This window comes from Aquimarina callyspongiae (assembly GCF_034322225.1).
In the GTDB taxonomy this organism is placed as follows: Bacteria; Bacteroidota; Bacteroidia; order Flavobacteriales; family Flavobacteriaceae; genus Aquimarina.
Window position 1 is genome coordinate 448,350 of sequence record NZ_JAXLPA010000004.1, and the last position, 14,671, is coordinate 463,020.

Sequence of the window (14,671 nt, forward strand, 5' to 3'; positions counted from 1 at the left end):
ATCATTTTTAAAACCTTAATTTTACAGTCTTGTTAATTTTTTATTCTGAAAAAAAAATAGGGCCTTAAGTAATGAGTAGAAAAGATATAAAGAATATCCAACTATCTAAAAAAACGATATCTAATAGCAAATCCGAAGTTTCTGTATTAAATACTTCAGAAGGTATCGATATAAAATCATCCTATACTCAATTTGATAATAGTGATTTACAACATCTGAATTTTTCTTCAGGAATCCCTCCATATCTAAGAGGTCCATACTCAACTATGTATGTTCGCAGACCTTGGACAATACGACAATATGCTGGATTCTCTACTGCAGAAGAAAGTAATGCTTTTTATCGTCGTAATCTTGCGGCTGGGCAAAAAGGATTATCCGTTGCCTTTGATCTTGCAACTCATAGAGGGTATGATAGTGATCACGAACGTGTTTTTGGTGATGTAGGTATGGCTGGAGTAGCCATTGATACTGTCGAAGATATGAAAGTTCTTTTTGATCAAATACCTCTCGACAAAATGTCCGTTTCTATGACAATGAATGGAGCCGTTTTACCAATTATGGCATTTTACATTGTTGCTGCAGAAGAACAAGGTGTTGAGAAAAACTCACTTTCAGGAACCATCCAAAATGATATTCTTAAAGAATTTATGGTTCGTAACACCTACATCTATCCTCCTACTCCTTCTATGCGTATCATTAGTGATATTTTCAAATATTGTTCTAAGAATATGCCAAGATTTAATCCTATTAGTATCTCGGGATATCATATGCAAGAAGCAGGTGCTACTTGTGATATAGAATTGGCATATACACTTGCCGATGGATTAGAATATATCAGAAAAGGAATCGAAGCAGGAATGGATATTGATGCTTTTGCTCCTCGCCTATCTTTCTTTTGGGCGATAGGTATGAATCATTTTATGGAAATTGCAAAAATGCGTGCAGCTCGAATGCTATGGGCAAAACTCATTGAACAATTTAATCCAAAAAATCCTAAATCATTAATGCTTCGTACACATTGTCAAACCAGTGGATGGAGCCTTACAGCACAAGACCCTTTTAACAATGTTGCCCGTACTTGTATAGAAGCTAGTGCAGCAGCATTTGGAGGAACTCAAAGCTTACATACAAATGCTTTAGACGAAGCTATTGCACTCCCAACAGATTTCTCAGCTAGAATTGCAAGAAATACTCAAATCTATTTACAGGAAGAAACTCAAATCACTAAAACGGTAGATCCATGGGCAGGAAGTTATTATGTTGAAAACTTAACAAATGATATTGCAGAAAAAGCCTGGAAGCTTATCGAAGAAGTAGAAGAATTAGGTGGAATGACCAAAGCGATCGAAGCCGGAATCCCAAAAATGAGGATTGAAGAAGCTGCAGCTCGTAAACAAGCCAGGATAGATAGCGAACAAGACGTCATTATAGGAGTTAATAAGTATAAGCTTGAAGAAGAAGAAGCTATTAGTACATTAAAAGTAGATAATCAAGCGGTACGAACTCAACAAATTGAAGGCCTTAACAAAGTAAAAGCCTCTAGAGACGAACAAAAAGTACAAGAAGCTTTAACGAATTTAGCCAAAGGAGCAGTAGATACTAATCAAAATTTATTAGCTTTAGCAGTAGAAGCTGCCAGGTTAAGAGCTACTCTTGGTGAAATTAGTGATGCCCTGGAAAAAGAATTCGGAAGATATAAAGCAGAAATCAAATCATTTACCGGCGTGTATGCTAAAGAAATAAAAAATGATGAGTCTTTTAATAAAGCAAGAGAATTAGCCAATCAGTATGCAGATCTAGAAGGTCGAAGGCCTAGAATTATGATTGCTAAAATGGGGCAAGACGGTCATGATCGTGGAGCAAAAGTAGTTGCTACCAGTTATGCAGATGTAGGTTTTGATGTCGATATAGGACCTTTATTTCAAACTCCAATTGAAGCTGCCAAACAAGCTGTAGAAAATGATGTTCATATAGTTGGAGTATCTTCACTTGCAGGTGGTCATAAAACGTTGGTCCCTCAAATAGTAGAAGAATTAAAAAAATACGGAAGAGAAGATATTATGGTTATTGTAGGCGGAGTCATCCCGCCCGATGATTATGATTTTCTTTTTGACGCAGGTGCTGTAGCTATTTTTGGACCAGGAACCAAAATTAGTGATGCCGCCATAACCATTTTAGAAATATTGATTTCTACATTTGAATAGAAAATAAAAAACTATGCATGCATAGTTTTTTACAGTAATAGTTGTAACTTTCCCCAAACATTGATAATACCATAAAATTATGAATCATACAGGTAAAATGCTTCGAGATGGAGCACTAGAAGGAAAAAACATCGTAGTTACTGGTGGAGGTAGCGGTTTAGGAAAAGCAATGACTAAATATTTTCTTGAACTAGGTGCTAAAGTTGCAATAACATCTCGTAATCTTGAAAAATTACAAAATACTGCCAAAGAACTTGAAGAAGAAACAGGAGGAACCTGTTTGCCTTTACAGTGCGATGTACGCCACTATGATCAAGTAGAAACAATGAAAAACCAAGCCATTGAGGCATTTGGAACTATTGATGTATTATTAAATAATGCTGCAGGAAACTTTATTTCACCTACAGAACGTTTATCTGCTAATGCCTTTGACACAATCATAGATATAGTTCTTAAAGGAACTAAAAATTGTACGCTTTCCTTTGGAAAACACTGGATAGACACAAAACATCAAAATACCGTAGTACTTAATATTGTTACTACATATGCCTGGACAGGTTCTGCATACGTAGTACCTAGTGCAACCGCCAAAGCTGGTGTTCTTGCTATGACTAGATCTCTGGCTGTTGAATGGGCAAAATATGGTATGCGTTTTAATGCTATTGCTCCGGGTCCTTTTCCTACTAAAGGAGCTTGGGATAGATTGATGCCAGGAGATTTAAAAGAAAAACTTGATATCACTAAACAAGTGCCTCTAGGACGTGTTGGTGAACATCAAGAACTTGCAAACCTAGCTGCATACTTAGTTTCAGACTTTTCTGCGTATATGAATGGTGAAGTGGTAACGATAGATGGTGGAGAATGGCTTAAAGGTGCTGGAGAATTTAATATGTTAGAGCAAGTTCCTGAACAAATGTGGGATATGCTTGAAGCCACAATTCGCTCTAAAAACAAGAAATAAATTTATCTTATAAAACAAATCATACAAACTGAATATCAATTAATTGATATTCAGTTTTTTTATTAAACAAAACGAATTACATTTCAGAAAAAGCTTGGTTTCTCTGAAATTCGACATCTCGAAAAAACACTTTCAACTAAAAAAATAGTTGAAAGTTATAAGTTTTAACTATTTTTGAGATGATTAAAAACACATAATAACTCATATAACACTATCCGTCAATGAAAAGGAAAACAATTTTCAAAACATTTATTGGGGCTTTTCTATGTACTATTCCACTAGTATCATACGCTCAAAAAGCTCCAGACAAAAAACTTGAGACTTCAACAAGTATAAACGAAGGTCAGATTCCTGTTGATCCTAATGTAAAAGTTGGAAAACTCGATAACGGACTAACCTACTATATTCGTAATAATGGTAAACCAGAAGACAAAGTAGAATTAAGACTTGTCGTTAATGCAGGATCTATTCTTGAAGACGAAAATCAACTTGGTCTGGCTCATTTTATGGAGCATATGAATTTTAATGGTACTAAAAACTTCAAAAAGAACGATCTGATTGATTATCTTCAAAGTATTGGAGTCAAATTTGGAGCCGACCTTAATGCGTATACCAGTTTTGATCAAACAGTATATATCCTTCCTATCCCAAGTGATGATCCTGAAAAATTAGAAAAAGGATTTCAAATTATAGAAGATTGGGCTCACAACGCAGAACTTACTGAAGACGCTATTGACGGAGAAAGAGGTGTTGTTTTAGAAGAGTATCGTCTTGGACAAGGAGCAGAACAGCGTATGCTTCAGAAATACTTACCTTTAATTGCCTATAACTCTAAGTATTCTGAACGATTACCTATCGGAACCAAAAAAAGCCTCGAAAACTTCAAATATGAGGATGTAAGAAGTTATTATCGTGATTGGTATCGTCCAGATCTAATGTCTGTAGTTGCAGTAGGAGATCTAGATGTTGCTACCTTAGAAAAGAAAATAAAGGATCATTTTAGCGGCTTAAAAATGCCTGAAAATCCTAAAAAAAGAGAAAGCTTTGACACTCCTAACCATACAGAAACTTTAGTTGCTGTTGTATCAGATAAAGAAGCCTCTAATTCAATTGTGAGGTTAATTTATAAGGATAGAGAGATGTCAAAACCTATGGCAACAGTTGCTGATTATAGAGATCAATTGATAGAAGGATTATTTAGTCAAATGATGAACAATAGACTCGGTGAGTTAACAAACAAACCCAATCCTCCATTTGTATTTGCTTTTAGTAGCCACGGAGGAACTTTTGCTCGTAATAGAAAAGCATATCAATCCTTCGCAATGACACCAGAAACAGGACAACTTAATGCGCTAAAAATTATCCTTCAAGAGAATAAAAGAGTGCAACTTTATGGATTCAAGTCTGGAGAATTAGATCGTGCAAAAAAAGATATTCTTGCGCGCTGGGATAAACAATATAAAGATCGCGATAAAAGAGAATCTAATAGGATTATTGGGGAATATATAAGTAACTACCTAACCCAAGAACCTATTCCTGGCATTGAATGGGAATACAAGTACACTACTTCTCAATTACCTAATATCACTTTAGAAGAAGTAAATGGCCTTATCAAAGATTTCTTACACGATGACAATCGTGCTGTAGTAATGACTGGTCCAGAAAAAGAAGGATTAAAACAAGTTTCAAAAGAAGAAATACTTGCATTATTAAAAGAAGTAGAAAGTGCTGAAATTGAAGATTATAAAGACGAAAAAGTTCGTGAAAATTTAATCGAGAAAATGCCAGTAGCAGGTAAAATCATTAATGAAACACCTAATGAAAAACTTGGGGTTACGGTTTTAGAATTGAATAATGGTGCCAAAGTAACTTATAAGAAAACAGATTTTAAAAATGATGAAATCCTTTTTACCGCTTTTAGTTACGGAGGAAGCTCTTTATATACAAATGAAGATTATTTACAAACTGTTTTTGCAAACGGAAGCTTGCCTCAAACTGGATTAGGAGGTCTTTCTCTTAATGATATGGACAAGGTCATGTCAGGTAAAATTGTTAGAGTTAGACCATATATTGCTGGAATTTCAGAAGGATTTAATGGTTCTACGACCCCTAAAGATTTAGAAACTTTGTTCCAACAGGTTTACTTATATTTTACGGATCTAAATAAAGATGAAGAAGCTTTTAGATCTGATCTTGAAAAGCAAAAAGGCTTTCTTACCAACTACTTATCAAATCCACAAAACTATTTTAGAAACGAATTTGGAAAATTCCAGAATGAAGGAAACCCGAGATATTCAGGATTTCCAACTCCAGAAAAACTAGATGCTGCTAATTATGAATTAGCTTATGCAAAATACAAAGAAAGATTTGCAGGAGCCGGAGGATTTAATTTTTATTTCGTTGGTAATATCGACGAAGCTAAATTAAAAGAATACGCAAAAAAATATATCGCCAGTTTACCTGATACCGGAAAAGGTGAAACATACAAAGTATCAGATTTCAGACCTCTATCTGGATCCCATGAAAAAACAGTTTATAAAGGAAAGGATCCTAAAAGCACTGTTAGCATTATATGGAGAGGTGAAACAGAGTATAGCAAGGCTGAAGATTTAGCATTTGAAGGTTTAGGAGAAATCTTAACTATCAAATTAATCGAAAAACTTCGTGAAGAAGAAGGTGGTGTATATGGAGTTGGTGCCAGAGGGAACATTAATAAGCTATCATACAGTGGTTATCGTTTTAGTATTGGATTTCCTTGTGGACCAGAAAATGTAAAAAAGTTAACAGACGCTGCAATCGCAGAAGTAAAAAAGATTATTACTGAAGGTCCAACTGATAAAGATTTAGCAAAAATAAAAGAATCAAGGCTTTTGGATTATAAAGAAAAAAGCAAGCAAAACAGGTTCTGGCTTAACAACTTAAGAGAAGCAGATTTCAATGGTGAATCCATGGAAAATTCTGAAAGTTATACAGAAATGGTTAATAACTTATCAAAAGATGATATTCAAAAAGTAGCTAAGAAATATTTAGATCAAGGATACATATTAGGTGTTCTTATGCCAGAAAAAGAATAATACAAAAATCGCTTTCAGGGTATATATAAAAGGCTATCAGGATTGATAGCCTTTTTTTATGAACCAATGTTAATATTTTTCATTTTTATAATGTATAATTAATTGTATTTTTATCGCTGTAAACCAAATCTCCCCATATGGGTAAAATAATAGCAATTGCCAATCAAAAAGGTGGTGTAGGCAAAACCACTACCTCTGTAAATTTAGCAGCTTCTCTAGGAGTTTTAGAGAAAAAAGTACTTTTAATCGATGCCGATCCCCAGGCTAATGCAACCTCCGGACTTGGTTTGGATGTAGAAAGCATTGAAAAAGGTACCTATCAGATCCTGGAGCACACGATAAAACCAGAGGAAGCAATTATAGAAACTAACTCTCCAAATGTAGATATTATACCTGCACATATAGATTTGGTTGCTATAGAAATTGAATTGGTTGATAAAGATCAACGCGAGTATATGTTAAAAAACGCTATCGAAGGGCTCAAATCTCAATACGATTATGTGTTAATCGATTGTGCTCCTTCTCTTGGGTTACTAACCCTTAACGCGTTAACGGCATCAGATTCTGTAATCATCCCAATTCAATGTGAATATTTTGCCTTAGAAGGATTAGGTAAATTATTGAATACTATCAAAAGTGTTCAAAAAATTCATAATCAACAATTGGACATAGAAGGACTTCTTCTTACCATGTATGATTCTAGATTGCGATTATCTAATCAGGTTGTAGAAGAAGTGCAAAAGCATTTTAATGAAATGGTTTTTAAAACAATCATTCAGCGTAATATACGTTTAAGTGAAGCACCTAGTTATGGAGAAAGTATAATTAACTACGATGCTGCTAGTAAAGGAGCTAGTAATTACTTAAGTTTGGCGCACGAAATTATAAAGAAAAATAGTTAAGGATTCATGGCGAAGGCAACAAAAAAACAAGCATTAGGTAGAGGGTTATCTGCATTATTAAAAGATCCCGAAAATGATATTAAATCTGCAGAAGATAAAAATGCAGATAAAGTAGTTGGTAATATCATAGAATTAGAGTTGAAAAGTATTGATGTTAATCCATTTCAGCCTCGTACTAGTTTTAATGATGAAACCTTAAGAGAATTAGCTACTTCTATAAAAGAAATCGGAGTTATACAACCTATAACTGTTCGAAAATTAGATTTTGACAAATACCAATTAGTAAGTGGTGAGCGTCGTTATCGTGCAGCTAAAATTGCTGGTTTAGAAACCGTTCCTGCGTATATAAGAATTGCTAATGACAACGAGTCATTAACAATGGCCTTAGTAGAAAATATACAGCGCCAGGATTTAGATCCTATAGAAATTGCATTGTCTTATCAACGTCTTATCGATGAGATTAGCCTTACTCAAGAACAATTAAGTGATCGAGTAGGTAAAAAACGATCTACCATAGCAAATTATCTAAGATTATTAAAATTAGATCCTATTGTTCAAACAGGAATAAGAGATGGATTTATTTCAATGGGACATGGTCGTGCGCTGATCAATGTACAGGATCAGCAGCAGCAATTAGATATTTATGAAAAAATAATAGGTGATTCTTTATCCGTTCGTAACACTGAGAGTTTAGTTAGGTCTTTAAACAACAAAGAAGAAGAGGTAGAAACCAAAACAGTTAAAGAAAAATCAACAAAACAAGTACCAAGACATATTGCCAAAGGAATCAAAGATTTCTCTGAATATTTTGGTGCAAAAATTGATGTTAAGGTTTCTGACCGCGGAAGCGGAAAGCTAATCATACCGTTTTCTTCTGAAGAAGATTTTAAACGATTAAAGAAACTTATTAGCAGTGAAGATTAAATCCTTTTATATTATTGTTTTTTTCTCATTTTTTTATACTCAACATATAATCTCACAAGATAATGAAGAGTTAAAAGTAGCTACAGAAAAAGTAGCTGTAAAAAAGAAAAAAGAAAAAAAGCTAAGACCTTATGAACCATTAGCTCCTGCCAGAGCAGCGTTTTATTCGGCTGTACTTCCTGGACTTGGTCAAGCATACACAGGTAAATACTGGAAAATACCTATCGTATATGGTGCAATAGGAACAGGGCTTTATTTTTACATTGATAACAATAATAAATACAACAGATTTAGAGATATCTATAAAGCTAGATTAGCGGGTACAGATCCAAACGATCTGGAATTTCCTAATTTAACAGATGATCAATTGATAGATTTGCAAAGACGTTTTAGAAGAGATCAGGAATTATCTTTGCTAATTACGGTAGGTCTATATGTTTTAAACATAGTAGATGCTAATGTAACAGCTCATTTACAGCAATATAACGTTACAGATGATTTATCATTAAGGCCAAAAATAGATTTTGACGAATTTAATATCAAACCTAACTATGGCTTATCATTAAGCTATAGCTTTTAATTACTTATTTAAAAAACTTTAATACTAAATACAACTAACCACACATTATATGAATATCGCTCTGCTAGGATATGGCAAAATGGGTAAAACCATAGAAAAAATTGCAATAGAACGAGGACATACCATTGTACTTAAAGTTGATAAAGATGACAAAGATTACGATGTTTCTGTTGCTGATGTGGCGATTGACTTTAGTATTCCGTCAGCAGCTGTAAATAATATAACCAATTGTTTTAATGCTGGGGTTCCTGTCATTTCTGGGACTACCGGATGGCTTCAATATTATGAAGGGATTGTAGCGCTTTGTGATAAAAAGCAAGGTGGTTTTATCTATGCTTCTAATTATAGTTTAGGTGTTAATCTTTTCTTTGAGTTGAACAAAAAACTGGCGAATATGATGAACCCAGTTGAAGGATATTCTGTAACTATGGAAGAAATTCATCATACCCAAAAATTAGATGCTCCAAGTGGTACCGCAATCACTCTTGCAGAAGGAATTATAGAAAACTCTGACAAAAAAGCCTGGCAATTAGATAATGGAGATGACAATACGATTCCTATTCATGCTAAAAGAATAGAAAATATTCCTGGTACGCATACGGTTACATACACATCAGGAGTCGATGATATCGAGATAAAACACACCGCACATAATAGAAGTGGTTTTGCTCTGGGAGCCGTTGTAGCTGCTGAATGGTTACACGGTAAAAAAGGTGTATTTACCATGAAAGATGTTTTAGGGTTATAAAAAATGTAACACTTTCTTAGGAAAGATGACTTATACTTAAAAATATATTAAGAATGACACTTACTGAATGGTTTATTTTTTTTCTGATACTACAAGCAATACATTTCCTTGGAACCTGGAAATTATACGTTAAAGCTGGTAGAAAAGCTTGGGAAGCTCTTATTCCTGTATACAATGCTGTAGTTTTAATGAAAATTATCAATCGCCCTTGGTGGTGGGTAATTTTACTATTCATTCCGGTAATTAATGTAATTATGTTGCCTGTGATTTGGGTAGAAACTATAAGAAGTTTTGGCCGAAACTCCAGGAATGATACCATTCTTGTAATTGTAACATTAGGTTTTTACATCTTTTATATTAACTATATGACTGATGTTACTCACATAAAAGAACGAAGCCTTAAACCCAGAACATCCACTGGAGAATGGGTTAGCTCTATAGTTTTTGCTGTAGTAGCTGCAACCATTGTACATACGTACTTTATGCAACCATATACGATCCCTACAGGATCTCTTGAACGAACTTTATTGGTAGGAGATTTTCTTTTTGTAAGTAAATTTCATTACGGAGCTCGTACGCCAATGACTGCTGTTTCTTTTCCTATGGTTCATGATACGATACCGGTTATTAGGAAGAAATCATACACCAGTACTCCTCAATATCCATATTTCAGGTTACCAGGATTTCAAAAAATCAAAAGAAATGATATTGTAGTATTTAGCTGGCCAGTAGATACCGTAAATGCTTTCCAACAGTATGGAGACGGTAAATATCATTATAAACCTATTGACAAAAAATCCAATTACGTAAAACGTTGTGTTGGAGTTCCAGGAGATTCACTTTCAGTAATTGATGGATATGTGCATATTAACGGTAAGAAAAATGAGCTCCCTGATCGAGCGCAATTGCAATTTTCTTATTTAGGTAATACTAAGGGGAAAAATTTCAATCTAGAATATCTATATGGTCAATATAAGATAAAACCCAATGAGTTTGGATATAATGAACGACAGTTTAGTTCTGCAGGTATGACGGATGACGCTGCCAAAAGATTCAAAAATCACCCTAATGTATCTAGCATTGAACGAATTATCACCCCTAAAGGTGTAAAAGGACCTGGTATTTTCCCAAATAATGGAAAGGTAAATTGGAATGTCGATAATTTTGGAGCTATTTATATTCCTGAAGAAGGAAAGACCGTTAAAATGGATTTAGAAAGTTTTGCTTTATATCGTAGAATCATAGAAGTCTATGAAGGTTCTGAAATGGGAATCGATAATGAATTAACTGCAAACGGAACACAAGTACTTCTAAACGGAAAACCTATCGACAGCTATACTTTTAAACAAGATTATTATTGGATGATGGGTGACAATCGCCATAATAGTGAGGATAGTCGTGCATGGGGATATGTTCCCGCCAATCATATCGTAGGAAAGCCAGTATTTGTATGGTTTAGTTGGGATACCAATGCTAAGGGTATTTTTAATAAGATTAGATGGGATCGATTATTTACGACCGTAGGAGGAAACGGAAAGCCTGTATCTTATTTTTACTATTTCTTAATCTTAGTAGTTGGTTGGATTGGTTATGGCCAATATAAAAAGAGAAAGAAAAGCTAATTAGAAATGCTTAACTAACTCATATTGCCTAGAATAATTATTTAAAATGACAACTACCCTACTCCATCCTATGTATTTTGGGTCGATAGTACAATACAGTGCTATCGCAAAGTCTGATAGTATTGTTTTTGAGAATGAAGATAACTATCAGAAACAGACCTATCGTAATCGTTCTTATATATATGGTGCTAACGGTAAGCTTTTACTCACCATTCCTATTAAACATGTAAAAACAGAGGATCGTCAACTATATAAAGACGTACGAATAGAAAATGATTTTGAATGGCAATCCTTACATTGGAAATCACTGGAAGCAGCATATAGAACCTCTCCTTTTTTTGAATATTATGAGGATGAATTGATTCATTTATTCGAAAAACGTCGAGAATTTTTATTGGATTTCAATTATGAGTGTATGCAAGTCATTTTTGATTGTTTGCAGCTTGATTGTTCATACTCAAAAACAAACACGTACCTCAAAGAAACCGAAGATTCAAATGATCTGAGAGGATTAGTAAATGCAAAAAAAGAAAAAAATCTGAAGTTAGAATCTTATATCCAGGTATTTTCAGAGAAACACGGATTCATTCCTAATCTATGTATTTTGGATTTATTATTTAATGAAGGCACCAATGCTTTGACGTATCTTGAGAATCAGCCAATTTTCTGATGCCTCCTTCATTAAATAAGGATATTGTAATATTTAAAATTGTTTTCTCTTTCCTATTTCAAAATATTTTTTTGTTTATAAGTATTTAAATATCTTCGGACCTTATAACAAAATTAAAAACCTAATTATCTTTACCTATGAATACCAAACTCTGGCTACAGGAAAAAATAGCTGAAGAAACTGATCTATCTATTGAAGATGTATCTTGCGATGCAGAATTTATTGATTTCAACATGGATTCTCTTTCTACTTTAACCTTAGCTTTTGATCTTGAATCATTACTAGATATAGGGGAAATAGACCCAACACTATTTTCAGAATATAATACGATCAACAAGTTAGTTTCATGGATAGAGAATCAAAAATAATATGGAATCCATATACTAAAGGTTATTTTGAAAACCCGTATCTGCATTTAAAAGAATGCAGAGAACAAAATCCTATACATAAAGGTGTTCACAACGAGTGGATTTTTTTTCGTCATGAAGATATCAGTACAATACTTAGATCCAATGATTTAGAAACATCAGAACTCAGTGATTATTTCAAAGAAAAAGAACCATATATTTTTAAGAATTCTGATGCGTGTCCTTATTTATCCAAAGGAACTAAAAAGTGGACAATGTATCTAAATGGTGAACAGCATAAAGATATGAGAGCTGTAATGGGCCGATCTTTTAAAGAATTTGACCTGAGTGTTATCATAAAAGAATCCATTGATATTTTACATCAAAAATATAAACACTCGAGGGAACTAGATTTAGTAAGTTACTGTTCTTACTTTATCTTTCTGGTCACAGAAAAGCTTTTTGGACTCACAAATTATGAGAGTTTCGAAAAAGTTAAAAAATACTCAAATATGCTTGCTAAAAGCCAAGACATATATGTTCCAAAGCAAGTATACCAAGAAATAAACTCATGGTTTTTATGGGGACAAAATATCTTCTCAGATTCAACATATAAAGACAATATTATATCCAATGGAAAACAATTGGGGATAGAATACTCTGAAGAAGATATATATTCAATTTTGTCTGTATCCGTTATGGCGGCATTTGAAACCTCAAAAGACAACTTGACTATGGCTTTATTTGAAATCCTAAAAGAATCTAATTTAATCAATTTCGTACTGCAAAATGACACCAAAAGATTAAACCTTTTAATAGAGGAATTGTTTAGATTTTCTTCTCCATTACAATATACCATAAGAGTTAACAAAGAACCATTAGAATACAACGGAATATGTATTCCAGCTAACTCTAAACTATACCTTTGTTTAGCTAGTGCTAATCGTGATCCAGAAACATTTGTAAACCCTGACCAAATAATCCCAGATAGAAATCCAAATGAGCATTTAGCCTTTGGTGGAGGAAATCACTTTTGTTTAGGAGCACTCATATCACGACAGGAAATGAGATATTGCTTAAAACCTATGATAGAATTTTTAAAAGATTTTACAATAACCGATACCCAGCAAATAACTTGGGCAAGACAAATCTTTATGAGAACAGTTAATTCATTAAAAATTGAATCTAAAGTAGTAGCGCATTAAAAAGAACTGCTAAGAATTAATTTCTCCTAAAGGAAACTAAATGGTAGAGTTCAACTTACTATTCATTTTTATATATATACTTTTCTCCTTGATCTTAATCTCATTTTTTTCTAAGGAGAATAGATGGAAAGCACTTTTAATCACAAGTTTATTCTTTTACTATATACTTGTGGAGTATAAAGTATTCGTTCTAATCCTCTTAGCTTATATAATTTATAAATTAGGTTTCACAATACATCATAATTTATCAAAAATTAAAATAGCCGTGGTTGTTATTTTGATTCCTTTAATAGTTGCTAAAGCAACAACTATCGGATTTCATTTTGAAAATTATAATTCAAAAAACATACAACTCCTGGAATGGTTTAAATGGTCGTTCGTTTTTAAAATAATAGGGCTTTCCTATTTTACTTTCAACGGTATAAGTTATTTAATTGATATCAAACGAAAATACATCCAACCAGAAAAGAATTTTTTCTTATTTCTTTTGTATCTCACTTATTTTCCTGCAATATTTTCGGGTCCCTTACATAGAGCAAAATACCTTATTAATCAATTTAAGAAGATATCTATTTCTAATGAATCTATTTCCAAAGGACTACGCCTTATACTTTGGGGATTATTCAAAAATATGGTAATTGCTCAGCGAGTTTTTGTATTAATGAATAAATTGATAATTTCAGAAATTAGTGGAATTTATTACCTTATTCTAGGATTACTCTTTTTTCTTTATTTATACTGTAATTTTAGCTCGTTTATTGATCTTTTTCAAGGAGTCTCTAAAATTTTCGGTATACAGCTTAATGATAATTTTCGTAACAGAGTATATTTTTCATCATCACGCCAAGAATTTTGGAAAGGATGGCATATTACTTTAAATGAATGGTTTCGAGATTATTTTTTCTTTGTACTTGCTAAAAAAGATAGAAAAAGAAAATACCTGAATCTAATTCTTTTAACTACATTCATTTTAATTGCCCTATGGCATGAATTGACTTTAACATTGCTAATATGGGGAATAATGAATGGGCTATGGATTATACTTGAAAAAAAGGTTAACATTCATAGGTTACCATATCCAAATCTAAGACAAGCAACCGGGTTTATTTATCATATTTTTTTTTCATGTATTCTTGCACTAATTTTTATATCTTCTGATTTATTTTTTATGACGGAAAAAATTATTCTAAAGCCTAATTATTTTCCAGTAGAAATAATTCAAAAGCAATATATAAATATCATTGTAATTATTTCTTCATTTATAATAATGGATTATCATTATAGAAAAGCTAAAGATGAAAGATTTGACATTTATATACATAAAAAAACTGCATTAATTAGGTGGTTTATTTATTCCAAATTAACACTTATCATTTTAATATTTGGAATAAATGCTGGAGTAGACAATTATTATATTCTATTCTAAATAACAAA

General features: G+C 32.9%; 12 protein-coding genes. All 12 read left to right on the forward strand.

The genetic code is table 11. The annotated features are described in order from the left end of the window. The first annotated feature begins 71 nt into the window (after positions 1-71). The 12 genes from scpA (at position 72) to U0D62_RS18640 (ending at position 14,663) form a co-directional block, all read left to right on the forward strand. Complete coding sequence (gene scpA, locus U0D62_RS18585; RefSeq protein ID WP_322288832.1) at positions 72-2,204, forward strand: methylmalonyl-CoA mutase; 2,133 nt, start codon at positions 72-74, stop codon at positions 2,202-2,204. 79 nt (positions 2,205-2,283) lie between these two features. After that, positions 2,284-3,165 carry an SDR family oxidoreductase gene (locus tag U0D62_RS18590; RefSeq protein ID WP_322288833.1) on the forward strand — a complete coding sequence of 294 codons (882 nt, stop codon included), beginning with the start codon at positions 2,284-2,286 and terminating at the stop codon, positions 3,163-3,165. A 221-nt stretch (positions 3,166-3,386) separates the two neighbouring features. Beyond that, the gene (locus tag U0D62_RS18595; RefSeq protein WP_322288834.1) at positions 3,387-6,239 is read left to right on the forward strand and encodes a M16 family metallopeptidase; all 2,853 of its coding nucleotides are present in this window, start codon (positions 3,387-3,389) and stop codon (positions 6,237-6,239) included. A 137-nt stretch (positions 6,240-6,376) separates the two neighbouring features. Further along, positions 6,377-7,141 carry a ParA family protein gene (locus U0D62_RS18600; protein ID WP_322288835.1) on the forward strand — a complete coding sequence of 255 codons (765 nt, stop codon included), beginning with the start codon at positions 6,377-6,379 and terminating at the stop codon, positions 7,139-7,141. Positions 7,142-7,147: 6 nt separating this feature from the next. Further along, positions 7,148-8,065 (forward strand): ParB/RepB/Spo0J family partition protein, encoded by a 918-nt coding sequence (locus U0D62_RS18605; RefSeq protein ID WP_322288836.1) that lies wholly within the window; start codon positions 7,148-7,150, stop codon positions 8,063-8,065. Then, entirely contained in the window at positions 8,055-8,645 is a 591-nt protein-coding gene (locus U0D62_RS18610) for a DUF5683 domain-containing protein (protein WP_322288837.1), read from the forward strand. Before U0D62_RS18605 ends, U0D62_RS18610 begins: the two co-directional genes overlap by 11 nt. Before the next feature lie 49 nt (positions 8,646-8,694). Then, positions 8,695-9,393, forward strand: a complete 699-nt coding sequence (dapB, locus tag U0D62_RS18615) for a 4-hydroxy-tetrahydrodipicolinate reductase (RefSeq protein WP_322288838.1) — start codon at positions 8,695-8,697, stop codon at positions 9,391-9,393. 53 nt (positions 9,394-9,446) lie between these two features. Then, the gene (lepB, locus tag U0D62_RS18620; protein WP_322288839.1) at positions 9,447-11,015 is read left to right on the forward strand and encodes a signal peptidase I; all 1,569 of its coding nucleotides are present in this window, start codon (positions 9,447-9,449) and stop codon (positions 11,013-11,015) included. 46 nt (positions 11,016-11,061) lie between these two features. Further along, positions 11,062-11,685 carry a WbqC family protein gene (locus tag U0D62_RS18625; RefSeq protein WP_322288840.1) on the forward strand — a complete coding sequence of 208 codons (624 nt, stop codon included), beginning with the start codon at positions 11,062-11,064 and terminating at the stop codon, positions 11,683-11,685. A gap of 137 nt (positions 11,686-11,822) precedes the next feature. Then, complete coding sequence (locus U0D62_RS18630) at positions 11,823-12,053, forward strand: acyl carrier protein (protein ID WP_322288841.1); 231 nt, start codon at positions 11,823-11,825, stop codon at positions 12,051-12,053. After that, entirely contained in the window at positions 12,032-13,237 is a 1,206-nt protein-coding gene (locus U0D62_RS18635; RefSeq protein WP_322288842.1) for a cytochrome P450, read from the forward strand. The genes U0D62_RS18630 and U0D62_RS18635 overlap by 22 nt, the downstream gene beginning before the upstream one ends. A 265-nt stretch (positions 13,238-13,502) precedes the next feature. Then, positions 13,503-14,663, forward strand: coding sequence for an MBOAT family O-acyltransferase (locus U0D62_RS18640; RefSeq protein ID WP_322288843.1), 1,161 nt, complete (start codon positions 13,503-13,505; stop codon positions 14,661-14,663). The last annotated feature ends 8 nt before the right edge of the window (positions 14,664-14,671 follow it).